The organism is Curtobacterium sp. 18060 (assembly GCF_902706105.1).
Lineage (GTDB): Bacteria > Actinomycetota > Actinomycetes > Actinomycetales > Microbacteriaceae > Curtobacterium.
Map to the genome: position 1 here is coordinate 1 of NZ_CACSJV010000033.1, position 24,735 is coordinate 24,735.

A 24,735-nucleotide genomic window follows, 5' to 3' on the forward strand; every position below is an offset into this window, starting at 1 on the left:
CACCTTGTCCGCTCGATGCAGCCGACGGATCTCTGCCCACGTGTCCACTGTGATCACCCTCCTAGCGTCAACCAGGGGGTCCATCCCAGTTCGGCGTCAGGGGGTCCGTTCTACTTCGGCATCAACAGACGCCGGCGTCTTGGTCGAGGGCCGCGACATCACGGATGCGCAGGGCTGCGAGTTCAACGACGGCTGGCACGCCTGGGACCGCCCGCAACTCTCTGCATGGTCCGCGGTGCGGTTCTTGCTGCAGCACGTCGACCTCACCCCGGCCGCCGCACGCCGCTAGATAAACGGCGGGGGCGTCCCGGATTCGGAACGCCCCCGCCTCCCTGAGGCGCGGTCCGGACGTCTCGACCCAGACCGCCCACACAGCTTAGAGAGGCACCACGACCATGTACATCACCTACGAACGCCCCACCCACCTCGACGACGAGCAGACCGACCCGCAGGCTCCGGCCGCGGACATGGCTCCCGGCGCGGACGTCGATCCCCGCGTGCCGGTGTGCGGTGCGACGATCTACGACGTCGACGGCACCCGCTGGACCTGCACCCGGCCGCTGCAGCACACCGACGACGAGCACCGGGCCGTGTTCGACCGCTACCACGGCGGCCCCGTCGGACAGATCGCGTTCGCGTGGCAGTACGAGTGGGGCGGCGCCGGCCACGGCCCGTCGTCGACAACACCCATGACGACGGTCACCGTCACCGTGTCGTTCCCGTCGACGGCATGGACGAACGAGCAGCTCCCCGACGCGATCGCCGACGAAGTACGGTCCGCGTTCTGGGAGTGCGACCACGACGACGTCACCGTGACCACCACCGCTACCAGCACCCCGCACCCCGTCACGGGCTGAGCCGCGGGAGGCGGTGACGATGCGCGGCGTGGTGAAAAGCGCCGGGACGACACAGTTCAGGAATGCGCAGCCCACTATCCCTCACGGCTCCCCGTGATTGCATTACCGGTTCAATGCTCCTGGGGATTCCCAGCCCTCCCACTGTTATCGATGCCCCAGCCGTACGTTCGTAAACGTCATGCGTTGGTGCCAAACAATGCGCGTGCATAGGTTGCCAACAGGTTTACCGCCCGGCAGAAAAATAGTAGAAGAATGTGCGGAAAAGGCTACCGCTATTGGTGCCGACGACGTAGAATAGAAGCATGCAACGGGGAGCAGGTCCCCGGCAAACAGACTTTACGAAAAGGTGATTTCGATGAGCATCACGGTGTACACCAAGTCCGGGTTCTGCGGCATGTGCAAGGCCACGGAGCGTGCTCTCGCCTCCGCCGGCATCGAGTACACCGAGCAGCTGCTTGAGGACGTCGACCAGGCGCAGATCGAAGAGTGGAAGACCACCCTCGGCATGAACGCCCCCATCGTCATCACCGACACCACTGCCGGCGCATGGTCCGGGTTCCGCCCCGACAAGATCGACGAACTCGCCTCGAGCGCGGCCGCGTGATGACGATGACCCTCGAACGTCCGACCACCGCCCGCCCCGACGTCATCCAGACGGAAACCCGGGCCGCCGTCGACGAGCTCTACGCCGGCGACACCGTCACCGCCTTCCGCGCCATCGACCAGGCCACCGCCGACCCGACCGAGAACGTCCGCGAATGGGAACTCACCGACGAGCAGCGACAGGTCTACGAGGCCGGCTACATGGTCGGGTTCCAGATGGCCGCCCCGGAACTCATGGCCGAGGTCGCCTCGCTGCGGGCCCGCCTCGAGCAGGCCGAGCACGACGCAGACCGGTACTACGCCGAAATGAGCCGCCGACCCGCCCCCGCGGAACCGTTCGCATCGGACCCGACGTTCGCGGAGATCTCTCAGTTCCGCGGCGAGCACGACCGCGCCGCCCGCCACGAAGCGACGATCGGCCGCATGTTCCCCCAGTACGCCGGCGCCCGGGCATGAGCAGGGACACTGGAACGATGGTGACGAGCGACGACGATGAGTGGCTACGTTCCCGGCCGGAGTCGCGGGAGCAGCAGCGTGCGTCTGCTCGTGCGCGGCCACCGCACATCCGGGTGCACGACGCGGAGCAGTTCCGCCGGGACGTGCTGCAGCACATCGACGCCCTCGCACGCCTCGACGTGACCGCGGCCGAACGCGCCGAGACCGCCGCATGGCGGCACCGCATCGAGGCGGCACCCTCCCACCGGGTGTGGGTCGAGTACCAGCACCCCTCCGCCGACGACCAGGAAGCACCGCGGTGAGTGCCGGACGGAAGCGAGTCCGCGTGCAGGGGTTCGAGATCCCAGCAGGGGAGATCATCGGACTGATCCGCTGGTTCCCCCTCGAGGGGGAGTGGCAGCACGAACTCGTCACCGGCGCCCTCCACGGCCTCACCGCCGACGGCCGAATCGAGCTGATCAACGGCGACGAGCTCCGCGCCTACGACGCCGACACCTGGGCGGTGTGCTCAGCCGTCCCGGAACCGCTCCGCGGTCTCGCGTCCTGATGTCAGCGCAGCCCACCTTCACGTTCGCACGGCAAGCGGAGACACGGGAGCCTCAGCCGTTGGTGCCGGACGTGTTCGCGGCGCCGGCGGATCTCGACGAGCTGGCCGCACCGCCCGCGGACCGCGGTGCGAGTGAGATGCCGATGGGGGAGTTCACGGCGCGGGAGTGGGCGATTTTCCGGCAGGGGCAACGGTGGGGGTACGAGTCGCGGCAGGCGGAGGTTGATGCGGCGTGGAACGCGTTCAACGCTGCGGACTTCGACGCCGACCGGTACTACCGGGCCGCGTACGACCACGACAATCACGACTGCGCCATCCACGCGAACAAGGGCCGCTACCAAGGTGCGTCGATGCGGCTCCTGCACTGGGTGGACCCCGACGACACTGAACCGTCCGACCCTGAGGGTCACGCATGAGTGCTGATCGTGGTGAGGTGTCCGCGGCGGAGGTGGACCGGCGGGTGCAGTTCGCGGACGCTGCGCTCGGTGCTGCAGGCCATCAGGTCACGGACCCGGTACTCCGCGAGTACGTCCGCCGCGCCGCCGCCAAGACCATGACGGTCGACGCCGCACTCGCAGCCGGGCTCGCGCACCTTGACGCCGAACAGGACCGGGGCGGGGCCGATACGTGACCAGGTCGACGTCGACCGCTCCGGAACGATTCTGGTCACACGTGGTCAAGGGGCCGGCGCCGGCGGACTGTTGGATCTGGACCGGCGCGATCGGTGACGACGGGTACGGCCGCTTCTGGGTGCCGCAGCCCGACGGTGGCCAGCGGGCGATGCGCCCACAGCGATGGCTGTACGAGCACCTGACCGGTGTCGCTCTCCTGCCCGAGGTCCTGCTGCTGCACGCCTGTGATGTGCCGTTGTGCGTGCACGTCGACATCGACCTATCGGTGTCGCACCTGGCGGCGGGGACGCATCGGGGGAACATGCTCGAGCGGGTACAACGCGGACGACACCGCAATGGGGCGACCGCGCTCCGCACGGCGGGTATCGCTCGTGCGGAGCGGGTCCGACTGTCGCGTGCGCTTCGGGAGGCGTTCCGCGAGCACGGCTGGGATCCCGCCGCGATCGCCGCGCACAAGACCGGGATCGAGTCGGACACACCGACCCTCTGGTGAACGCAACCCAACCGAGCGAGCTACCCGATGCGCGGGGTGACCGCGTGTGTGGGGCAGTGGTCGGTGTAGCTGGGGGACGTGTCCGCGGTGGACCAGCCGTGGTCGCGGGCGAACGATCGTGCTTCGGCGCGACTGCTGGTGTCGTCTGCTGTTGCGATCGGAATGATGACGCGATCGCAACCGAACGCGTCACAGCTCACGACCACCGCTGCGCGGGCAGCCACAGTCCGCCCGGCTACCTGAGCGGCCGGGCGAACCCGCACCCGGCAGGAGTCACGATCACGCGGCCGCGTCGTCGTCGTACGCGTCGGCTCGTGCGCTGTCATCGACCGCCGGCGATTCGTCCGGCCGCTCAGCAGTGGACGTGGTCATGTCCCGCTTGGGGCGCTTCACTTCGCGCACTGGGAGGCCCAGGCGTTCGGCGACCTCGTCGCGGGTGACCTTGGTGTCGAGCATCTGCCCGATGATGGCGGCGGCCTCCGCGCGGGACGCTGCAACCCGCTGTTCGGTCTCGGCACGGATCGCGGCAATGCGCTCCTCCGCGTCCGCCTCGATACCCGCGACCGCGTCGACGGCGACGAAGTACTCGACGGCTAGCTCTTCGAGCTGCTCCTGCCGGCGACGGAACTCCGCGGCGCGCTGCGCTGCCTGTTCCCGCGCCGCCTTACGTGCGGCGGTCTGCTTCGCTGACTTCCGGTTCTCGGCCATGTCGGTCCCTCCCAATCATCCGCCCGGCCGCCCTGTCGCGACCTAACGGCTACTGCACCGACCGTGAGCGGCCGGAAGCGGACCGGCGTTCGCCGGGCCGTGTTCATCCGAGCCAGAACCGGACTGCGGTTCTGGCTCGGATGCTGCCCTCGACGCACTCCCAACCAGCTGCAACGACAGTCTTCGTTCCTCAGTCGTCGAAGCATCTGGTTTTCGTGGTCTCAACCAGCATCCGCGCTCACTCTAGCTCGCGTGCCAGTTCCCCTCATCCTTCGGTTTACAAGCTGTCACACCATTGGCATTATGAATGAGTGGGGTACTGTTGCGCCATGTCTGCCACCCGGTCCTGCATCGCGGTTGCCGATGCAGTGGTATCGGTGATGTGTCACCAAGGGGTCGTCGAATGACGATGAGCCTGCATGTGCTGTCTACCGGTGACGGCTACACCTACTACACGGCGGAGGTCGCTACCGGCGACGTCCGCCGGGCGCAGGGCCGTGAGATCGGCGACTACTACACCGTCGAGGGGAACCCTCCGGGACAGTGGGTCGGCGGCGGTATCGGACTGCTCGGCATGACCGGCGAGGTCACCGAAGCGCAGATGAAGGCCCTCTTCGGCGAGGGCCTCCACCCGGACGCGGAAGCCATGATCGCGACCGCGATGGAGTCCGGGAAGAGCTTCGAGGACGCGGAGAAGGACGCCCGGCTGGGCCGGGCGCCGCACCGCATGTCGGCGTCGTCGACGAAGCTCGCCGCCGCGATCAAGGAGGCCGAGGACCGCTTCGAACGCACCCGGCACCGCGAGGCGGACGCATCCGAGCGAGCGCAGCTGCGGACCGCTGTCGGCGCGCAGGCGTTTCGCGAGGCGAACGGCCGACCGCCTGCGGACGGGGAGGAACTGGGGAAGTTCATCACCGCCGCGACCCGCTCTGACCGGAACACGGTGTCCGGGATCGACTTGACGTTCTCCCCGCCGAAGTCCGTGTCGATCGCGTGGTCTGCTGCCATCGCGCAGGACGACCACGCCACCGCACGGCTCATCGAGCAGGCCCAGGAGCGCGCGATCGCCGACTCGATCGCGTGGCTGGAGGAGAACGCGATCGCCACCCGCGCCGGCGTGAACGGCGTCCGCCAGCTCGACGTCGAGGGCGGCCTGATCGCGACGAAGTTCCGCCACCACGACTCCCGCTCCGGGGACCCGCAACTCCACGACCACGTCGTCGTCGCGAACCGTGTCCTCGGCTCCGACGGGAAGTGGCGGACCCTCGATTCAAAGCTGCTGCACCGGCAGGCGATGGCCGCCGCGGCGATCCACAACCGTGCCGTCATGGACTACGTCTGCGAGCTCACCGGCGCCACCACCCGCGCCCGCAGTCTGCGCGCAGGGGACCCGCCGGTGGTCGAGCTCGCCGGCGTCAGCGACGACCTGATCGCGGAAGCATCGACCCGGTCCCGCGACTCCCGGAAGGTTGCCGCAGAACTGGAACGCGACTATCGCCGCGACCACGGACGCTCCCCGGACCGCGCCACGAGGCGGAAGATCGCGCAGCAGGCGGTCCTCGCGACCCGTCCGAAGAAGGAGCACATCCGCCCAGTCGCGGAGGTCGCGAAGACCTGGTTCACGGCCGCCCGCCGCACCACCGATCGCCGTCAGCTGGAGGTCGGTGCCCTCCTCGGCCGCGACCTCGGCTCCGACCAGGAGACGCCGTTCGACCCGGAAGACGCCGCCCGCGCCATCCTCGCGAGGGTGTCCGAGGCCCGCTCCACGTGGGGCGTCAACAACGTGCAGATCGCCGCCGAGCAGTGGGTGAACGAGCACCGCGGGATGCCGGGCCTGGACGGCAAGACCGGCGCCGCGGTCATCACGAAGACCGTCATCGACGGCCACTCCATCCGCCTCACACCGCCGCCGGCGCACGGCACATTCCAGCCCGTCGCGATGCGCGACGGCTCCTCCCCGTACGCATCCAAGGGCGCGGTCGTGTTCTCGTCACAGGCCGTGTTCGACGCGGAGCGGATCATCCTCGACGCCGCAAAGGACCGCACCATCGGACCCGTCCGCGCCGAAACGTTCGCGGCTGCGAAGGCGGAGCACGGCGCACACCTCGACGCCGGACAAGCCGCTCTCGCCGCCGCGTTCGCCTGCGACCCGGTCCGCATCATGGTCGGCGTCGGCCCTGCCGGCACCGGGAAGACGACCGCGCTGAAGGTCGCCGCGCGCGCGATCGAAGCCGAAGGCGGCCGCATGATCGGGCTGACCCCGTCCGCTGCCGCGGCGGCTGTCATGTCCGACGCTGTCGGGATCCGCGCGGTGACACTCGACAAGTTCCTCGTCGGCACCACCCTCGAGCAGCTGCTCGAAGCGAAGTCGATCACCGGCGACATCGACCTGCGCCGCGGGGACGTGATCGTGGTCGACGAAGCCGGCATGGCCGGCACCGTGAACCTCGCGAAGGTCGTCCGCATCGCGGAACTCACCGGCGCACACGTCCGGTTTATCGGCGACGACAAACAGCTCGACGCCGTCGCCTCCGGCGGCATGCTCCGCCTCCTCGAGCACGAGGTCGGCGCCACCCACCTCGACGAACTCCACCGATTCAGCAACCGCGACGAAGCCGCCGCCACCCTCCTCCTGCGCGACCCGACCGTCAAGGATCCCTGGGCATGGCACGTCGCCAACAACCGTGTCGTCGGCGGCGACGCCGACCGGATGGCCGACCACGTCTTCAACGGGTGGCAGCAAGACATCGACCAGGGGCTCGACGCTCTCATGGCCGCCCCGACCCGTGTGCAGATCGCCGAGCTCAACGCCCGTGCCCAGGCGTACCGGTTCACTACCGGCGACGTGTCCGGCCGGCGCGGGGCGAAGCTGATGGACGGCTTCGACGCGCACGTGGGCGACCGGATCGTGACGCGGAAGAACGACTACAAGCAGCGCACCCTCCGGGGACGGGAGTTCGTGAAGAACGGCGACCGCTGGACCGTGAAGCACGTGAACCAGGACGGATCCCTTGACGTCGTGCACGCCGGCCACGGCGGCAAGCTCCGCCTCCCCGCCGACTACGTGAACCAGCACACCCAGCTCGGCTACGCCCGCACCACCCACGGGGAGCAGGGCAACACCGGCGACACCATGTGGCAAATCGTCGACGCGTCCACGTCCCGGAACGCCGCCTACGTCGGCGGGACCCGCGGCCGCCACAGCAACACCTTCGCAGTGATCACGGAACCCGGGCAGGACATGCGCGACGTGCTGGCGAAGATCGCCGGCAATGTCGACCCGAACCTCACCGCCCATGAGCAACTCCGCATCGCTCAGCGCGACGCGGATCGCATCGTGACCCTCGCCGATCAGTACGCCGACCTCGCGGGGCAGGCCGACCGGATCCGGTTCACCGCAGCCGCGGAACAAGCGCTCGGCCTCGACGTCACCAACACCCTCGGCGGCGAGGACACCTGGGGTGTCACCGTCACCGCAATGCGCCGCGCGGAGCGGGCCGGGCTCGACCCAGCCGACGCGCTCTACCGGGCATGGGCCGAACGTCCCGTCGACGACGTCGACAACGTCCCAGCAGCGCTCGGCGCACGCATCACTGCCCTCACGAAGCAGTGGGAACAGCAACACCCACAGCCCGCCATCGAGCCGACCGTCCCGAGGTGGATTGCCGACACCGCACCCATCCGCTCGCCCCACCTCCCGCAGGCGTGGCGGGACGAACTCCAGGAACGCCACGACCAGCTCCGCGCCCGCCTCATGGAACGCGGTGAAGCGATCGCCGCCGAGCAGCCTGCATGGGCAGCCCAGCTCGGGGCCGTACCCGCTGAGCCCGACGGGCGAGCGGCGTGGGTGCGGCTCGCCGCGGAAACCGACACCTTCCGCGACCGCCACAACGTCCCCCTCGAGGAAACCAACGCCATCCCCGCCGGTCGACGCGATGAGGGCGTCGGGAAGGATCTGCAGGAACGCGTCGTCGCGTCCCACAAGTCACAGGTGCTCCGTGAGCAGGCAGCGGACCGGAAGGATCGCCTCGCTGCGATCCGCGGCCGCGATTCCGACGCTTCCCGCCGCCGTCGAGAGGCGTGGGAGCGGGCGCATGGCCGACAGGTGAGCTCAGGAGGGCTCCAGGACACTGGCGCCGACCGTGACGCGCTACCCAGTCCGACGCGCGGCAACGAACGTGAGCGCTGAGGTGGTCTCTCCCTGTTGGGCTCCAGAGCGACTGCGTCAACCGTGAAACATTGGGTAGATGCCGCTGATGGTTTGGTGCTACTTCATCCAGACGATTGCAGCCAACGATGCACCCAGAACGTACGCAGTTATGAACCCCCAGGACAGAGTTGCCGCCACTTGCCGTAGCCGTCGGTTCTCGCCCGGGAGACGGCCGACATCGCTGATTCGAAGGAGCAGCTGGGGAGCCGGCGGCACGGGACTTGACCAGACCGCGGCCCACGCCCGCCGACGCCTCATTTTTGCGGCTGGATCTAGCTTGGCCTTCTCTGCAGCCCGCGCAGCCGTGTCCTGGATCGCCTTAATTCTCCGCTGCAGTCGCAGCGAGGACAGTACTAGGAGGACACCGGGGCGTGTTCCGTCGAACCCGCGAAGGGACAGTAGTGGGGCAAGGATCGCCGGTCCGAAGTACAGCGCCACTGATGCCAGCGCCGTCCGGAACACAGCCGACCAAGACCCCTGTTCTGACGCTTGGAAGAACGCGAGCCAGCTCTCACCCGCGTACAAGAAGAGAATCAAGATCGCCATCGCGATCATGCCGACACTCTCTAACACCTCTCTCCGAGCGAGGGAAGCGGTAGCCGCGATGGACGTCCAGCAGACAAAGAGCGTCGCGATGAGCGCGAAGATCGCGGTGGCGACCGAGAGACCCGGCAGAGCGTCTCGCATGAGGAGAAACCAAGCTGTCCAGGAGATGGCTGCTACGAGCAGTACGAGAACGATCGCCCGGCCGGTGATACGTCCTCGGTTGAGGGCGTCGGGTACCTGTGGTACGCGACCGTAAGCTTCTTCAGCTTTACGGAGGGTCTGCTCTTCGAGCTCTCTTCGGAGCTGAGAATCGAGCGGGGCCTCTGACACGACCAACGTTTCAGCGGCGATCGCGGCAAGCACGACACTCGCCCCGATTGGACCGATCGCACGAAAGAGGTCCAATCGTGCCCCCAAACCTCCGTACCAGAACAGGCAGAGGACGGCGAGACCAAACGCCGCAACTCCCGCAGTGAACGCGAGGAAGCCCACCATCTGCCGGCGACCGAGCTCCGCCGGATCTAACTGTTTCGTGACGTCAGTCTCGTTGTTGAGGGAGCGGACACTGACCTGAAGGGCGAACAGGAGCGCACCGAGCAGCGCATACACCGCAAGGATGTTCGAACCGGACGTGGCTTCCACCCGGATTGCGGTCGATGACGTGGTGCCACCGCCGAGACGGGCACTCACGTCATTCCAAGTTGACAGTCCCCAGATGGTCGCAGCGAGGCCCATCGCCGTGAAAGCTTGCCGCCACATCGCTCTACGGACACGATTGATGTGCTCATCGGCTCCCTCGACCAGCAGCCGAGTGCGAGTCTCGACGGTCTCGACGGTCTCGACGGTCTCGACGGTCTCGACGGTCTCGACGGTCTCGACGGTCTCCTCGGTTCCAAGGTGGTGGTTCCGGTTGAGTAAACGAAATATCGATTTCACCCGAGCAACGTATCCAGCTGGACGCGTTGGTGTCGGGTAGATGAAGTCGTGAGACGTACCGAGTTACCTTGCTCGAGCCGGGCACGTCACTACTCGTTGCACGAGGTTGAGCCGCGCACCCTGCCTTCCCCTCCGCATGGTCGGCGCGTATCTCGAAGAAGTTGCGAACGCCGCACTGGCTCCCCCGCGGCGGCGACAGCCGCCGCGCCGATAATCGCCGTTATGTCAGATTTTACATGCGCGGCTGTGTCGATGGTGTTGGCCAGGTTCGATGACGTGGTCCCTCTTTGGAGTGCATCAGGCCCGACACTCGCAGTGCCGTCGGTCCGCGTGCAGTCGGATCGCGGCAGCCCGAGCGGTTGGCGAAGGATGATCCGACCCGAAGCGTTCTGCCCAAGAAAGCGCAGCCTCCGGATTGTGCTCCATCAGCGCCACCCCGTCGCCTCCAATCTGGTGTGCGGCCTCGACATCGCAGCGCAGCTCCAGACGACGCGTGAGCCGGCTCCGCACGAGCCCCGACAGTGGGACGAAGGCAGCCGCGAACCACGCCGCGCTCAACGCCTGGGCGAGAAGGAGGTTCTGCTGATGCGCCACCGCTGCCGTCAGGACGGCCACGAATAGCACGCCCACGATCGCGCCGAGCGCCGGAGCGAGCAGTCGCGCTCCGTCAACCCATCGCTCCCACCGCGGCACGCCCAAGCGAATATGTGCCAGCTCGTGAGCAAGAGTGGCACGGAGGATCCGAGGATCGGGGTACTCAACCGTGCTGATCGCAATCTCCACCCGCCGCAACTCTGGAAGAGTGTGGGCCGTTCCGACGGGGGCGCTGATCGTCGTCACGATGACTTGGAAGTCATCGACGTGCATCGTGGCCGCGATGGGCGCGGCCGTCTCCTCTGCGAGTCGTTGCGCGCTCCCGAGCCGTGTCCTCGGGTCGGTTACGCTTCCCCAGGTCCTCGTTTTGCCCATTCCCGGCACTGTATCGGGGAAGCGGGCGCAATCAATCGGTCGCACCCACCCACCCGGGGACGTTTCGCGGGACAATGGGGACAGAGGAGGGTGAACCGATGGAATCGCGCGTGCTGTACCAGGACATCAAGCCCTACGACATCCCCACGTCCCTCGACGCGCTCTCCGGCCCTGGCAGAGGCGTTCTGACGCTCCCGCTGGACGTCTACTGGGGGCCAGATTCTGACGCAGACCTCGACACTGTCTCGGGTGTGACGAAGGCGTATCAGGCCATCCTCCGCGAGGGCGCATCGGAGATGCAGGAGACGCTGCTGAACCGCGACGTGCTGCTGCGAACCTGGGATGAGCTTCTCCTCCCCGTTCGCGTGCGGTCGCTCTGGGAGTCCCGGTTCCCGGAGCTCACCGCGTGAGCGATGACCGCGCCCTCCAGTTCGAGGTAGCGCAGACGATCCTCCGCGGCGCCGATCAGCACGGGTTCGTCCTCGCCGGATCTGGAGCGATCCGTGAGCACGGCATCGTGGACCGCCTCACTCGCGACGTCGATCTGTTCACCAACCGTTACGACGCGGCCGAGTTCGACCGTGCCGTCGCCGAGGCCAGCACCGTCCTCACGGACGCTGGCTACGTCGTGGAAGAGCGCCGCCGGGCTGAATACTTCGCGCACCTAAACGTCACCGCAGCGGATGGTCGCCAGGTCGACGTCGACTTCGCCTACGACTGGCGCGGTGCGGAACCTGCCCGGCTGCAGGTTGGCCCGGTGCTGTCGGTGGATGACGCCGTGGCGTCGAAGACCAACGCCGTGTACACGCGCCTCGAGGCGCGCGACTTCATCGACCTCGACGCGATCCGGTCCTTCGGCCGGTACACCGACGAGGAACTGCTGCGACTCGTCGCGGACCGGGACGACGGATTCGACCGGGCGATGTTCGCCCAGCAGCTGCAGCAGGTCGACCGAATCCGCGATGACCGGTTCGCCGCATACGGGCTCGACTGCGACGCCGCGGCCGCCATGCGGGCCCGCACCACCCGGTGGGCGGCGGAGCTTGCCGAGGGTGGCGAGCCGCCAGCGCCGACGTCGCTGCCGGCCGCAACGCGGACGACGACGCTCGCTGCGATCCGTGGCCACCGGGAGCCCGACGTTCAGGCACGCCGGGACTCGTGGGAGCAGGCCCACGGACGACCGATGCGGTCCGGCACCGGGTCGTCGACGCCGGCACGTGATCTGCCCCCCTCGGCAGCACCGGGTCGTGCGGTCGATCGAGACCGCTGACACATGAGGACGGGCCCACGCAGATGCGTGGGCCCGTCCTCATGGTGGGGCTATTGTGCTGGCGGCCTCGCCAGCGTGATCGCGTTGACCTGCTGACGGTCGCCACGGACCACCCGAAGGCGTTCCCGCTGGTGGCGACCCGCCACCCTGCAGCCCCTTGGCTCCGCCCGCCGCTGCGGAGCGTCGAGGTCGTCAACACGTTCCTGACCGCGCTGACGGGGAACGGCTTCACGGACGCCCAGGCGGTCAACGCGTACCGAGCGTTCAGCAGCTTCCTGCTCGGCCAGCTCCTCCTGCAGTCAGTGGTCAGCGGTGCCGAAGCAGGCCCAGCCGAGGAACCGCTCGACGAAGGAGGCGCCGCCATCCCCGAGGGCGACGGCAACACGTCCCTCGACGTCGCACCGGAGGTCCGCCGACTCCGCACGTTGTTGAGCGAGGACCGCAGCGACGAGGAGTTCGAGGTCTCACTCGAGGCACTCCTCGACCGACTGGACCGCGAACTGTCGCAATGACCCGCGATCGCGGTCCGGCGACGCGGCCGTCAGACGTGGGCGTCGAGGTGCCCACCCCACACCTTGTACGTGTCGCGGTACCGGTGCTCGTCCGACTCGGGCCGCCACACCGACCGCGTCAGCTCGTCCGGGAACCCGACTGCGCGCACCCGTGGACAGGCTTCAACGACGAGTCGAGTCCGCGCATTGAGGCGACGACCGTGCACCCCGGCTGCGAGCCGAGCCGGCCGGGACAGACTCCCGGCATTGTCCAGGGGTGGGATCTCACCGATGAGAACCTCGGCACCGGCGGGCAACACCTCAGTCAGCGCATCGACCGTGTCACGGAGCTGCCGCTCCCATGAGCTCGCCGGGATGACCCGGAGAGCATCTGTGATGCCGATCATCACGACGACAACGTCACACTCTTCCAAGTACTCCCGGTGGGCGGCGACCAGAGATGGAAGCTCACGGATACTTGCTGAGACTGCGGGGATCATCCTCCAGGAGACACCCCGCTTGGTTCGTGCAGCTCGGTATCGCGAGAAAAACGCGGGGAGGGAGAGCTCGTGGGTGCGGACGCCGAGCGACAGTTCACCCCGCTCGCCGAGAAACACCACCCGCTCCGCATCCGTGCCGCGAACGGCGCCGTTCATCGCATCATCGGGGTAGAAGTCGCCGCTGGCGTCGAGACGTCGGAACACGAACTCGACGAACCGTGCGGCTCGCGACGGGAGCGTGAACGCCGTTCGGCGGAGAGGCTTCATTCGGGACACTGGACCACCTCTGTTGGGCAAGTAAACCGGAGCCGCGGGTGGCGCTAGACCGTCTCGGAGCCGAACGGGTTCCCCACCGTCGATATCGCAACCCCCGTCACCGGCAGCACGTCCAGAAACGGGGCGCAGAGGTCATCGTCGGCATCCCTGCCGTGCAGGGAAGCGACAGCCACTGCGAGATCGTTACCATCCATCAGCCGCACCCGTCCGGGATGCAGGCAACAGCGACCGAACCTACACAGCACCACCCCCGAGAGTTTCACCAGCGCGGGGTCCGGGCACTGAATGTTGCTCCGACCGTAGCGCCTTCAGTGCGTCGGCGACAGACGCGCGGAACACAGCGACATTGTTGCGCCCGGGCTGCTTCGGTCCTATCGTGAGCAGCAGCAGCTGCCCCTGCCCTGGCCGCCGGAACCGCCACACTCCGATGACAACCAGGGATCACGTGAGCACGATGCAGCATCCTCCGCACAGATCGCCACCGCACCCTGTACCGGGCGGTCGCGACCCTGATCCCGTACCCGCCCGGCAGCTCGACCCCGGGACCGGACTCGAGGAAGAACGATGGATACGTCGAGAGCAGGATCGTACTGTACACGACGTCCGGTAGCCGTTGCCGAACGGGACAGGCATCCCGCGAGGTGTTCGGATATCGGATGCCGGCACCCATGACGCTGATTGCCAGCGGTGAGGTCGATCATCATGACCGGTCGCCGCCACAAAGTCGTACGCTCAGCGCGTGGATACTCGACTCAGCTCCGGGTGCACGGACCACCCTGGCTATGGGCTTGTGCACTGGACGGCCCGAGAACTGATGCTGCCGGACGGCAGTGCGTTCGCAACCGTCCTTGACACCGCGACGGACAGTGAGGGCATACCCCTCAGCGAAGCGGGCCGCAGCGAACTCATCTTCTGGGAGAGCATGACCGCGTAGCGATCCGCGACCGGACAGGGTCCGGTATGGCGTCACGCATATGACCGAGACGAAGCAGCGCAGCCCCTCGAACGGCTCGTCGGCAAGCCCCTCCCCCGGCTCGTATGGGCGTGGGCGGTTCTAGCCGTCATCTGGATCGTCATCCCCATCATGGAGCCGACCGGGCTTCACATCTTCGTTGCGGTCGCGTGGACGGTCCTCGCCGCCGTCGAGCTTATCTCCGCCTACTACGCCCGCCGACACGAGCGGAACCGCGGTCAGTAGCCGATCCCTGACCGGTCTAGCTACGAGACCAGGTGCTGCACGATTAAGCCGCCCCCATTGAGTCGAACTTCCGCCAGGGCGTCGTTCACGAGTGGCATCTGCGGCGGTTGGTGTCCGGTGTCGAAATCGAGGAGTAGCGGCACGTCGAGGTCGCCCAGCGCCCGTCGCACGGCTTCTTCCTGGGTCAGTTCGTGCATCGGCCGCGCCGTCGGAGCGGCCGATCAAAACACCATTCGCGTCGTCAAACCAGCCCGCGAGGCGCAGCGCGGTAAGCATCCGAACCACGCCGACACGACGCGGCAAAGCCGCGCTTTCTCGCTGCGGTGCTTCAGTACGCCACCGGGGTGGTGCCACCTGACGCGGAGGTTCGCCGCGGGCGGGCAACGCTCGTGGGGAGCTGTAGGCCTTGCGCGAGCCGTTATTCGCGGAGTTCGGGTGGCGAGGATACTCGGACGGCGACCGAACCGGCACCGTCCAGTGTGACGAGCGTTTCAGGTCCGCGCACCCCACCGGATGAGGAAGTTTGGTCCCTCAAGACGTCTCCGGGTGCGTCGGCTGGTTCTGTCCCGATCCACGGTAGGGATGACCATCGCGTTGCTGCGCTCTCGCTGCACGGGGGTGGTCGCCAGAAGCGATGGGAAGGGCATCAGCTCGCATCGAGGCGACGGCGAGTGTGCCCGTCCGGAAGCCGATCAACAGCTGACCGTCAGGTCAGGAGTCGAACCGCTCGACGCAGGCGTTCGAGGTACTCCTCGCGTGTGGAGACCTGGTGGATCAACCCAACCGACACGCTGTTCAGGGTCTCCGCGATCACCGCACCGTTCGGTGCATCGCCGCTCACGGCGGCTTCGAGAAGCCCTGCGAACCGAGCCGGTGCCGCTCGGGCGACGTCGTCGAGGAGGTCAGGGTTGTCGGCGATGACGGTCGGTACGTACCGCACCATCGGGCCGACGTACCGCCCTGCCCAGCGGTCGAACGCGGACACGAGGCGGTCCCGGAACGGCCTCGTGTCGTCGGCGAGGATCTCCTCGACGGCGTCGAGGTCCGCCACCAGCACGTGTGACACGGCCTCGCGGAACAGGGCCTCCTTGGATTCGAACAAGAAGTACAGGCCCGGCCGCGAAATCCGCGCTGCTCTGGCGATCGCCTCCATGGATGCACCTCGGTAGCCCACACGGGCGAACGTCTCGAGCGCGGACTCCATCACGGCGCGTCGACGGCGGCCGTCCGTCCGGATCAGATCAGGGGACATGCAAGCAGACTAGCTGAGACTGTACCAACTAGACAGAGCCCGTCTTCTCCGTATAGTGAACGTCATGACTTCACCGCTGATCACCACCCGGTTTACCGCGAGCAACACCGCGGCCGACGTCGTCGAGGGCGTCGACCTGCACGAGGTCCGTGCCGTCGTCACGGGCGCGTCCTCCGGGATCGGCATCGAGACCGCCCGTGCACTCTCAGCCGCAGGCGCATCCGTCACGATCGCGGTCCGCAACCCCACCGCCGGGCAACACGTCGCGGACATGGTGGAGGCATCGACGTCGCGTCGTCCGGACGTCGCCCGGCTCGACCTGGCGGACGTCACGTCCGTCTCGGGCTTCGTCGACGCCTGGAACGGGCCGCTGCACCTGCTGGTCAACAACGCTGGGCTCGTCACGGCCGGGCTCGAGCGCACCATGACCGGACGGGAGCTGCAGTTCGCCACGAACCACCTCGGGCACCACGCCCTCGCCACAGGCCTGCACCGGGCCCTCGCAGCCGGCGCTGCGGAACGGGGCGAAGCCCGCGTGGTGGCACTGTCCTCCACCGCGCACATGCGTGCGGGCATCGACTTCGACGACATCGACTTCCAACGCCGCGACTACGACCCCCAGGTCGCGTACGCGCAGTCGAAGACCGCGAACTCGCTCTTCGCCGTCGAGGCCACGCGGAGATGGGTGGACGAGGGCATCACCGCGAACGCCATCAACCCCGGCGGGATCGCGACCGGACTGCAGCGCAACTTCACCGCGGAGCAGAAAGCATCCCTCGACGCTGCCCGGGCTGCAGGCGTCTTCCGCTACAAGACCGTCGAACAGGGAGCGGCAACCACGATGGTCGCCGCGGTCTCGGAGGAGTTCGCCCACACCGGCGGCCACTACCTCGACGATTGCCAGGAGGCCTACACCGTTGCCGACGACGCCGCACTCGCGGACCACCCGCACGGAGTGAAGGCCTGGGCACTCGACCCCGCACTCGCAGAACGGCTCTGGTCCGTTTCCGACGAACTCCTCAGGCGCTGACCCGGTTCACCGCGACGGTGTCGATGACGACCCGGAGATGATGTCGTCGCTCCAACTGCGGATGAAATCGGCTTGGTCGCTCGTCAGCCGGTCGATGAAGAGCTCGGAAACGTTCTGCTCGTGAACACGCAGCGCTTGCCGCAGTGCGTCCCGACCGCCCGCGCTCAGTGCCACGGCGGTGCGGCGGCCGGGAGCACCGTTCTCGATCCGGGTCGTCAACCCGCGATTCTCCATGCGTGTCAGGAGATGTGAGACCCGGCTCTTCTCCCACCGGAGCGCCGCTGCGAGCTCGACGACGCGAACCGTCGTCTCAGGGGCATCCCCGAGAGTGCGAAGGATGCTGAACTCAGCCTTCGACACGCCAGCTCCGGAGCGAAGTGCAGCGTCCAGGCGCTCGATGAGCAGGCGATGCGCCTCCATCCAGGCATGCCAGAGTTCCCAATCCGCTGCCGTCAGGGAACGAGTGACCATGCACCCACTCTAGGCCCCAGAGTTGATGCATCAACTCTTCTCCCCTTAGAGTTGACGCATCAACTCTGAAAGGTGGGCTTCCATGGCTCTTCGCATCGGCATCGTCCTCGGCAGCACCCGTCCCGGACGTCGCGGTGCTCGGCTCGCGTCCTGGGTCCTCGATGCGGCACGGCGACACGGTGGCGCCGAGTTCGAACTCGTTGATCTCGCGGACCACGCACTCGGCAACCTCGACGAACCCGGCAACCCGACCCTGGCGCAGTACACCCACGACCACACACGCGACTGGTCGGCCGTGGTCGCCAGCTTCGACGGCTTCGTGTTCGTCGTCCCGGAGTACAACCACTCGTTCCCCGGCGCGTTGAAGAACGCAATCGACTACGTCTACAGGGAATGGAACGACAAGGCGGCTGGCATCATCAGCTACGGCGGGTGGGCAGCTGGAGTCCGTGCCGCTGAGGCCCTCCGGCTCGTCCTCGCCGAGGTCCAGATCGCGACCGTCCGCGCGCAACCAGCCGTCAACACCCACCAGGGCTTCGAAACCGACGAGTACATCCCGTCGGCAGGGATCGAACCGCTGGTCAGGACAATGCTCGACCAGGTCCTGTCATGGGCCGGCGCGCTCCGAACGATCCGAGGGAACCCGGTCACCCCAGCGGGATAGGGAGGAGCTGATAGCGCACCGGTTTCAGGGCAGGAGCATCTCCGGCGTCGCGACCGGAACCGCTTATCGCCTTCCTGCCCACGCTTGCCGCTCGGGCGCTGCGAGATCTGAAACGACGGAGGATGTCGTGTCGAAGATCTTGGTCGCGCGATTGTCGGTGGTGTACTCCGGCCAACCTGGGTCGCCGGTCTTCGCGAAGTCGACCCAGGCGCGGTGCATGTTCACCGCGAGGCCGGACGGTCCGTCGTCGCCAACGAGCAGGCGCGCAGTAGCGAGATCGTCGAACACGAACGGCACGTCCAGCCCGTGACCTGCGCCAAGTCCAGCGGGAAGGAGTGGGGTCTCCCAGTGCAACTCGCTGACGAACGTGGAAGCGCTTCTTCGTGCTTCGGCGAGACTCAGCACCGGCATGCGGAACGCCCAGTCAGTCCAGAGCGCCTCAGCGAGTGCGACCGACGTCGTCAGTCGCCGCCCCCGACGGTACGCATCGATGACGGAGTCGTCTGCGCCGAGGAGATCGGCAAGGCGATCGACCGCGGCGTCCGTGTCGAGGCCGAGCGCCGACACGAAACTGATCGTCTCGTTCCGGACGGTACCAACCAGGAGCGGAACCGTCGAGCGAGTCGCCGAAGCGAACACCGGGTCGGGGAGGGACTCTGTGCCGGTGACCGCCCGGAACGGACTGATCGTGAAAGTGTGCGCACCCCAGCGGGCTGTGTCGAGCCAGTCGCGAGAGATCGGCATCACCCCGGCGATCGTCTCCTGAAGCGATAGCGCGGCGAACGCGTCCACGGTCGGTTCGATGCCGAGGAGTTCGGCGGTCCGAGCCATCACGGCGTGCGCGTGGTCCGGCGACGCGTCGGCACGTGGTGAGCCGCTCTCGGCGATCGCTCGGCGGAACAGTCCCCGCGCGGCGGGCATAGCCATGAGTGTCAGGACGCTGACCGCACCCCCGGACTCGCCGAAGACGGTCACGTCGTCAGGGTTCCCACCGAACGCCGCCACGTTGTCCCGGACCCAGGTCAGGCCCGCGATCTGATCGCGCAGGCCACGGTTGTCGGTGGTGCCGTCGAAGTGGGCGAATCCGTCGATGCCGAGCCGGTAGTTGATCGAGACGTAGACCACGCCGTCGCGCGCGAAGGTGCTGCCGTCGTAGGCCGGTGCGGTACTGCCGCCGGAGACGTAGCCGCCGCCGTGGATCCACACCATCACCGGCAGACCCGCGGAACCGGGCTCGGGACTCCAGACGTTCAGGGTGAGGCAGTCCTCGCCTATCGTCGACGGGTTGAAGTAGTTGTCAAGCGGGTCGTCAGGATCGAGGAGTTGTGGTGCCCCGGGGCCAGCTTCGAGGGTGTCACGGACACCGTCCCACGGTTCGACCGGTTGCGGTGCGTCGAACCGGTTCGCACCGAACGGTGGAGCGGCGAATGGGATGCCGAGGAATCTCGAGATCCCGTCACCGCGCGCTCCCCGGACGACGCCGGTCGTCGTGCGGACGAGGACTTCGCGTGCGTCGTTGTCAGTCATGATGTGCACTCTCGATCGTGAGCCAGTAGAAACCCTGCGTGCCGAGGGTCAGGGACAGTCCGCCGGATCCCGAAACCGCCGGGAACGCGGCGCCGGAGAAGACGTCGCGCAGCGTCGCCCCCTCGTCGCCGGGCAGCTGGACCTCGACGGCGACCGGTGCGTGCGCGAAGGAGAAGACGCAGAGCACGCGGTGCTCGTGGACGGTGCCGTCCTTGCGGACCTCGCGATGACTGCGCACATAGGCGAGGACCGATTCGTGGTCGGTGCGGAGCACCCGCAGGTCGCCGAGGGTGAGTGCCGCGTTCGCTCGGCGCACGTGCAGCATGTTCCGGACCCAGTGCAGCAGCGAGCGGGACTGCGCGAGCTGCGCTTCCACGTTCACGTGGTGCCCGTTGAACACCAGCGACTGCACGACGGGCAGGTACAGCTTGCCGGGGTCTGCGGTCGAGAACCCGGCGTTCCGGTCGGGTGTCCACTGCATCGGCGTGCGCGAAGCGTCGCGGTCGTCGAGCCAAATGTTGTCCCCCATGCCGATCTCGTCGCCGTAGTACAGGAACGGGGAGCCGCCGAGGGAGAGCAGCAGCGCGTGGGCGAGCTCAATCTCGGAACGGGCGTTGTCGAGCAGGCTCGCGAGTCGACGACGGATGCCGAGGTTGATCCGCATCCGCGGGTCGTAGGCATACCAGCCATACATGGCTTGCCGGTACTCCTCGCTCACCATCTCGAGGGAGAGTTCGTCGTGGTTGCGGAGAAAGACACCCCACGCAGCGTCGTCGGGGATGTCTGTCTGCTCTTCGAGGACCTCGACGAGTTCCCGTGCGTCCTGCGACCGGAGTGCGTAGAAGATGCGGGGCATGACGGGGAAGTCGAACGCCATGTGGCACTCGGGTTCGTCGGCCGTGCCCATGAACGCGGCGGTCTCGGCCGGCCACTGGTTGGCTTCGGCGATCATCACCCGGCCGGGGTATTCGTCGTCGAGCATCGTGCGCAGCCGCTTGAGGAACTCGTGGGTCGGCGGTTCGCTCTCCCCGTTGCCGTCTTCGGATGCGTAGAGGTACGGGACGGCGTCGAGGCGGAACCCGTCGACGCCTGTCTCCAGCCAGAATCGGACGACGTCGAAGATCGCGGCATGCACTGCCGGGTTGTCGTAGTTCAGGTCGGGCTGGTGGCTGAAGAAGCGGTGGAAGTAGAACTGCCGTCGCTCGGAGTCGAACGCCCAGTTGCTGTCCTCGGCGTCCGGGAAGATCCGTCGGACGTGTGGGTAGCCCTCGTCGGTATCCCGCCAGACGTAGAAGTCGCCGTACGGGCCGTCCGGGTCGGTCCGCGACTGCTGGAACCAGGCGTGCTGGTCGGAGGTGTGGTTCAGCACCAGGTCGATCACCACCCGCATGTTGCGCTCGTGCGCTTTGGCGACGAGTTCCCGGAAATCGTCGATCGTGCCGAACTCCGGAAGGACGGAGGTGTAGTCCGCGACGTCGTAGCCGCCATCGCGGAGCGGGGAGGCGAAGAACGGCGGCAGCCAGAGCGCGTCGATGCCGAGCCACTGCAGATAGTCGAGTTTGGAGATAAGCCCCTGGAGGTCGCCGGTGCCGTCACCGTTACTGTCGGCGAACGAACGCACCATGACTTCGTAGAAGACGGCACGTTTATGCCATTCGACATCCAGTTCGAGCCCGGGTGATGGCGTGGGGTACTGCAGGGTCATTCGTGTCCTTGGGAGGTGGAGGTGATGGTCGTCCAGGCGACAGCCGGGGTTAGCGGACGCCCTTGATCGGGAGCACTGCGAGGGCGCCCGCAACGCCGAAGACGATGGCGGCGGTGAACAGTGCCGTGTAGTTGTCGCCGGCCCCACCGACCGCCAGAAGCGGGACCGCGGCGATCGGGACGAGCAGCTGCGGCAGTTGATACGACAGCGAGACGATGCCCATGTCCTTGCCGGCGTCGCCGAATGTGGGCAGCACCTCAGTCATTAGGGCGACGTCGACGGACACGAAAGCGCCTTGGGCGGCGCCCACGATGACGAGCGCCACGATGAAGATGTGCAGGTCGGGAGCGCACACCGCGACGATCAGACCGACTGCGGACAGTAACGCTGACGTCCACACGATGGGCTTCCGCCGGCCGGTGCGGTCCGACAGCCAGCCGAACAGGATCGTCGTTCCGATGCTGGCGCCGGTGAAGAACACCAGCACCGTCGCCAGGACGCCGGAAGCCTGCTCCTTCGGGACGTTCAGACGATCGATGATGAAGAACAGCAGGTAGGTGGTCACCGAGACGATGGACATGGTCACGAGCAGCCGGCATGCCCACGCCCAGAAGAAGTCGCGGTACTTGGTGGGGTCCAGCCAGTAGGTCGACAGGACGTCCGCCCAGCGCCATGGTTCCGGGCGTTCGGTCCGGACGATGTCGTGGAGCCGGAAGTACACGAGGCTGCAGAGCACGAACGCAATGGCGCCCGGAACGGCGAACCAGCTCCACTGTTGGTCATTGGGAAGCGACGCCACGATCGCCGCGCCGAAGATCGTGGCGAGAGCGCTGGCGGCGCTGACCGCGGCGGAGACACGGGCGCGGGTCCTGGTGGGGATCTGGTCGGCGAGGAGCGCGTGGATGGCTGCGTTCGTCGCTCCGTACCCGATCTGCCCGACGACCCATCCGAGGACGAATCCCCAGAGGGACGTCGAGACCGCGAGCACCGCGATGCCGGCGGAGCCGAGGACGGCGCCTCCGAGGATCCATGGTCGCCGCTTCCCGAGTCGGGACATCGTGCGGTCGCTCAGCCGGCCGAACAGCGGCGTGATGATCATGACGGCGACGCCTCCGACGGCCGAGACGATTGAGAGGTTGACCGCCTTCGTGTTGTCGTCGAGGAAGGCGAGGGCCTTCGGGATCGCGGCACCGTTGATGGAGCCCGCGAGTAGGGCGATCCCGAACCAGGACAGCACGAACAGGGTCATGAACCCGCGGCGCTGTGGGGATCCGGGGACCGCGTCCATGTCGACTACGCCGACGGGTTCGTCGATGCCGGTGGTGGGTGGGAGCGCAGACATCGTCGTCTCTTTCCGTGTGAGCTGGTGAGGGAACAGGCCGCGGCGCGGGATTGGCGCTGCTAGGGGTGCGTCTGTCTCAGTTGGTGGTGCGGTACGCCGTCGCGAGCTCTTCGGCGTGCCGCGCCTGCCACTCGCGGGCGCCAGGCATCTGGGCTGTAAGCCCGAGTGATGAGTGCAGCTGGCCGTCACCGATGTCGAGCACGACCGGGACGTTCGCCGCGCGGAGCCGTTCCGTGAGGAGGATCCCTCCGTCGCGGAGGGGGTCGTATCGGGCGACGGCAATGCGGGTCGGAGGCATGCGGTCGAAACGTGGAGCGTCGATGGCCGAGGCGTAGGCGTCCGCGGCGCCGTCTTGTCCGAGGTAGAGGGCGATGAGGCCGTCGAAGTCGTCGAGCCCGAATCCGGTCGCGTATTCGTCGGCGGACGGCCCGATGGGGCGCATCGCTGCGACGGGGACCTCGAGGTCGAGGTAAAGCAGCGGCGGCGCGGCGGTGTCCTGGAGTCTGAGCGCGGTGCTCACTGCGATCGCGGCACCGGCGGAGTTCCCACCGAGTCCGAGGCGCTGCGCGTCGATGCCGAGACGGTCGGCGCCATCTCGCAGCGCGGCGAGGGCGGCGATCGTGTCTTCGACCTGTGCGGGGTACGGGTGTTCTGGCGCGAGACGGTAGTCGAGCGCGAGCAGCTGCACGCCGCTCGCCAGAGCGAGGGCTGCGCAGAGCCGATCGGCAAGCATCTCGTCGACGGCTCCACCAGTGAACCCACCGCCGTGCAGCCACAGCTGGCTCGGTGCTCGGTCCGGCGCGGACGCCGGGCGATACCGGCGGACGCGAATTGCCGACGCTGACGTCGCGAGGGTGAAGTCCTCGATGTCCACGCCGTCCGGGACGGGCAGGGTGAAGTCGACGGCGATTGAGTCGGACAGTCGACGCTGCGCTGTGCGGCGGCGCTCGGGGTCGGCGCTTTCCAGGTCGGGCAGCGTCTCGCTGAGCTCCGTGACGCGGCCGATCCACCGAGACACTGCCGGGTCGACGGGGAGGTCGCGCAGCGCGGTCAAGAGATACCGTCCGAGAAGACAGACGGGTACGCCACGGCGTCGTCGTGCAGCGTGCGCAGGGTCGCGACGATGTCTCGGTGCAGGTGATCGGCTGCCGGGACCTCGTGCCGAACGCCGATCGACGAGTGGGTCATACCGATCAGGCGCATGCCGGTGACCGGGACGCCGGCTTCGCTGAGAGCACGGACGTAGGCTTCACCGTCACCGCGCAGGGGGTCAGTCTCGGACGTGTAGATCACCGTCGGTGGAAGCCCGCGGAGCGAGGGCGCGAGCAGCGGCGACGCGGACGGGAGGGACGCCGAGTGCCCGCCGAGGTACTTGCGTCCGAGCGCTCGGACGAGCCGCTTCAGCAGCAGCCCCGGTGCACCGACCTTGAGGTCGTGCGTGTCGAGGTGGCCGCCCGTCAGGTCGAGGACCGGCACTTCGAGCATCTGCAGACGGACGGGGCGGTTGCCGCGGTCCCGGTTCATGAGCGCTGTCGCCGCCGCGAGGTTCGCACCGGAGGACGCGCCGCCGATTGCCATCCGAGCGGGGTCGCCGCCGAGCTCGCTGGCGTGCTCGGCTGCCCATTCGAACACCGACCAGCACTGTTCGGGCTGTGCCGGGAAGGTGACCTCAGGTGACAGCGAATACTCCCCCGCCACGACGATCACCTCCGCGTCAGCCGCACGCTGGCGGTAGATCGCATCCCACGACACCCAGTCGATGTCGGCGACCTCGAACCCGCCGCCGAAGAAGTACACCAGCACCGGAAGCGCGGTCGCCCCCGGCTCCGGACGGACAGACGTCGGCCAGTAGACACGGAGCCGGGTGTCGGGGTGCCCGTCGACGGCGATCGTGTGCGTCTCGTTCGCGACCGCAGGGCCGACGATGCCCAACTCACCGCTCATCGCAGTGTCGAAATCACGCGCATGTCGTTGCTTGCCCTGAGCGTCCTTCGGCGGTCTCGACGCCAGGGGCGACAACCGGGCCTCAACGGCTCGGACGAACGCATCGGT

General features: G+C 67.6%; 26 protein-coding genes. 14 read left to right on the forward strand and 12 right to left on the reverse strand.

The features are described 5' to 3' along the window. The first annotated feature begins 395 nt into the window (after window positions 1–395). The 8 genes from GVL05_RS13920 (at window position 396) to GVL05_RS13955 (ending at window position 3,588) form a co-directional block, all read left to right on the forward strand. Window positions 396–857, forward strand: coding sequence for a hypothetical protein (locus GVL05_RS13920; protein ID WP_159573487.1), 462 nt, complete (start codon window positions 396–398; stop codon window positions 855–857). A gap of 355 nt (window positions 858–1,212) precedes the next feature. Then, window positions 1,213–1,461, forward strand: a complete 249-nt coding sequence (locus GVL05_RS13925; protein WP_159573488.1) for a glutaredoxin family protein — start codon at window positions 1,213–1,215, stop codon at window positions 1,459–1,461. Between the two features lie 5 nt (window positions 1,462–1,466). After that, the gene (locus GVL05_RS13930; protein WP_159573489.1) at window positions 1,467–1,916 is read left to right on the forward strand and encodes a hypothetical protein; all 450 of its coding nucleotides are present in this window, start codon (window positions 1,467–1,469) and stop codon (window positions 1,914–1,916) included. A gap of 17 nt (window positions 1,917–1,933) precedes the next feature. Then, window positions 1,934–2,218, forward strand: a complete 285-nt coding sequence (locus GVL05_RS13935; protein WP_159573490.1) for a hypothetical protein — start codon at window positions 1,934–1,936, stop codon at window positions 2,216–2,218. Then, window positions 2,215–2,463 (forward strand): hypothetical protein, encoded by a 249-nt coding sequence (locus GVL05_RS13940; RefSeq protein WP_159573491.1) that lies wholly within the window; start codon window positions 2,215–2,217, stop codon window positions 2,461–2,463. Before GVL05_RS13935 ends, GVL05_RS13940 begins: the two co-directional genes overlap by 4 nt. 62 nt (window positions 2,464–2,525) lie before the next feature. Next, a complete protein-coding gene (locus GVL05_RS13945) occupies window positions 2,526–2,879 on the forward strand; it encodes a hypothetical protein (protein WP_159573492.1) in 354 nt (117 codons plus the stop codon). Continuing rightward, window positions 2,876–3,094 carry a hypothetical protein gene (locus GVL05_RS13950; RefSeq protein ID WP_159573493.1) on the forward strand — a complete coding sequence of 73 codons (219 nt, stop codon included), beginning with the start codon at window positions 2,876–2,878 and terminating at the stop codon, window positions 3,092–3,094. The genes GVL05_RS13945 and GVL05_RS13950 overlap by 4 nt, the downstream gene beginning before the upstream one ends. After that, the gene (locus GVL05_RS13955) at window positions 3,091–3,588 is read left to right on the forward strand and encodes a hypothetical protein (protein ID WP_159573494.1); all 498 of its coding nucleotides are present in this window, start codon (window positions 3,091–3,093) and stop codon (window positions 3,586–3,588) included. The genes GVL05_RS13950 and GVL05_RS13955 overlap by 4 nt, the downstream gene beginning before the upstream one ends. 279 nt (window positions 3,589–3,867) lie before the next feature. Here GVL05_RS13955 and GVL05_RS13960 read toward each other — a convergent pair whose 3' ends face one another. Continuing rightward, window positions 3,868–4,296 carry a hypothetical protein gene (locus GVL05_RS13960; protein ID WP_159573495.1) on the reverse strand — a complete coding sequence of 143 codons (429 nt, stop codon included), beginning with the start codon at window positions 4,294–4,296 and terminating at the stop codon, window positions 3,868–3,870. 403 nt (window positions 4,297–4,699) lie between these two features. Between GVL05_RS13960 and mobF the strand changes: the two genes are divergently transcribed. After that, the gene (gene mobF / locus GVL05_RS13965) at window positions 4,700–8,485 is read left to right on the forward strand and encodes a MobF family relaxase (RefSeq protein ID WP_159573496.1); all 3,786 of its coding nucleotides are present in this window, start codon (window positions 4,700–4,702) and stop codon (window positions 8,483–8,485) included. A 78-nt stretch (window positions 8,486–8,563) separates the two neighbouring features. Here the strand turns inward: mobF and GVL05_RS13970 are convergent, their stop codons facing one another. Next, the gene (locus GVL05_RS13970; protein WP_200849232.1) at window positions 8,564–9,988 is read right to left on the reverse strand and encodes a hypothetical protein; all 1,425 of its coding nucleotides are present in this window, start codon (window positions 9,986–9,988) and stop codon (window positions 8,564–8,566) included. 297 nt (window positions 9,989–10,285) lie between these two features. Then, on the reverse strand, window positions 10,286–10,855 hold the full coding sequence (locus GVL05_RS13980; protein WP_159573499.1) for a M48 family metalloprotease: 570 nt from the start codon (window positions 10,853–10,855) through the stop codon (window positions 10,286–10,288). 200 nt (window positions 10,856–11,055) lie between these two features. Between GVL05_RS13980 and GVL05_RS13985 the strand changes: the two genes are divergently transcribed. From GVL05_RS13985 to GVL05_RS13995, 3 genes are all read left to right on the forward strand, one after another. Then, window positions 11,056–11,367 (forward strand): transcriptional regulator, encoded by a 312-nt coding sequence (locus GVL05_RS13985; RefSeq protein ID WP_159573500.1) that lies wholly within the window; start codon window positions 11,056–11,058, stop codon window positions 11,365–11,367. Then, window positions 11,364–12,227 carry a nucleotidyl transferase AbiEii/AbiGii toxin family protein gene (locus tag GVL05_RS13990; RefSeq protein ID WP_159573501.1) on the forward strand — a complete coding sequence of 288 codons (864 nt, stop codon included), beginning with the start codon at window positions 11,364–11,366 and terminating at the stop codon, window positions 12,225–12,227. The genes GVL05_RS13985 and GVL05_RS13990 overlap by 4 nt, the downstream gene beginning before the upstream one ends. 131 nt (window positions 12,228–12,358) lie before the next feature. Continuing rightward, a complete protein-coding gene (locus tag GVL05_RS13995; protein WP_235035987.1) occupies window positions 12,359–12,739 on the forward strand; it encodes a TetR/AcrR family transcriptional regulator C-terminal domain-containing protein in 381 nt (126 codons plus the stop codon). 29 nt (window positions 12,740–12,768) lie between these two features. Here GVL05_RS13995 and GVL05_RS14000 read toward each other — a convergent pair whose 3' ends face one another. From GVL05_RS14000 to GVL05_RS14010, 3 genes are all read right to left on the reverse strand, one after another. Next, on the reverse strand, window positions 12,769–13,485 hold the full coding sequence (locus GVL05_RS14000) for a hypothetical protein (RefSeq protein WP_235035988.1): 717 nt from the start codon (window positions 13,483–13,485) through the stop codon (window positions 12,769–12,771). Between the two features lie 1,227 nt (window positions 13,486–14,712). Next, the gene (locus GVL05_RS14005; RefSeq protein ID WP_159573504.1) at window positions 14,713–14,889 is read right to left on the reverse strand and encodes a hypothetical protein; all 177 of its coding nucleotides are present in this window, start codon (window positions 14,887–14,889) and stop codon (window positions 14,713–14,715) included. Between the two features lie 509 nt (window positions 14,890–15,398). After that, window positions 15,399–15,944, reverse strand: a complete 546-nt coding sequence (locus GVL05_RS14010) for a TetR/AcrR family transcriptional regulator (RefSeq protein WP_159573505.1) — start codon at window positions 15,942–15,944, stop codon at window positions 15,399–15,401. Window positions 15,945–16,008: 64 nt separating this feature from the next. Between GVL05_RS14010 and GVL05_RS14015 the strand changes: the two genes are divergently transcribed. Continuing rightward, complete coding sequence (locus tag GVL05_RS14015; protein ID WP_159573506.1) at window positions 16,009–16,974, forward strand: SDR family NAD(P)-dependent oxidoreductase; 966 nt, start codon at window positions 16,009–16,011, stop codon at window positions 16,972–16,974. Window positions 16,975–16,980: 6 nt separating this feature from the next. On the opposite strand, the gene GVL05_RS14020 is transcribed toward GVL05_RS14015, so the two are convergent. Beyond that, entirely contained in the window at window positions 16,981–17,445 is a 465-nt protein-coding gene (locus GVL05_RS14020) for a MarR family winged helix-turn-helix transcriptional regulator (protein ID WP_159573507.1), read from the reverse strand. 82 nt (window positions 17,446–17,527) lie between these two features. Between GVL05_RS14020 and GVL05_RS14025 the strand changes: the two genes are divergently transcribed. After that, window positions 17,528–18,109, forward strand: a complete 582-nt coding sequence (locus GVL05_RS14025) for an NADPH-dependent FMN reductase (protein WP_159573508.1) — start codon at window positions 17,528–17,530, stop codon at window positions 18,107–18,109. A gap of 63 nt (window positions 18,110–18,172) precedes the next feature. Here the strand turns inward: GVL05_RS14025 and GVL05_RS14030 are convergent, their stop codons facing one another. The 5 genes from GVL05_RS14030 to GVL05_RS14050 all read right to left on the reverse strand — a co-directional run bounded on the left by GVL05_RS14030 (window position 18,173) and on the right by GVL05_RS14050 (window position 24,627). Next, complete coding sequence (locus GVL05_RS14030) at window positions 18,173–19,636, reverse strand: carboxylesterase/lipase family protein (protein WP_159573509.1); 1,464 nt, start codon at window positions 19,634–19,636, stop codon at window positions 18,173–18,175. After that, on the reverse strand, window positions 19,629–21,341 hold the full coding sequence (treS, locus tag GVL05_RS14035) for a maltose alpha-D-glucosyltransferase (protein WP_159573510.1): 1,713 nt from the start codon (window positions 21,339–21,341) through the stop codon (window positions 19,629–19,631). The genes GVL05_RS14030 and treS overlap by 8 nt, the downstream gene beginning before the upstream one ends. 49 nt (window positions 21,342–21,390) lie before the next feature. Further along, a complete protein-coding gene (locus tag GVL05_RS14040; protein WP_159573511.1) occupies window positions 21,391–22,683 on the reverse strand; it encodes an MFS transporter in 1,293 nt (430 codons plus the stop codon). Window positions 22,684–22,759: 76 nt separating this feature from the next. Beyond that, window positions 22,760–23,737 (reverse strand): alpha/beta hydrolase, encoded by a 978-nt coding sequence (locus tag GVL05_RS14045; protein WP_159573512.1) that lies wholly within the window; start codon window positions 23,735–23,737, stop codon window positions 22,760–22,762. Further along, a complete protein-coding gene (locus GVL05_RS14050) occupies window positions 23,734–24,627 on the reverse strand; it encodes an alpha/beta hydrolase (protein ID WP_159573513.1) in 894 nt (297 codons plus the stop codon). The genes GVL05_RS14045 and GVL05_RS14050 overlap by 4 nt, the downstream gene beginning before the upstream one ends. Between the last annotated feature and the right edge of the window lie 108 nt (window positions 24,628–24,735).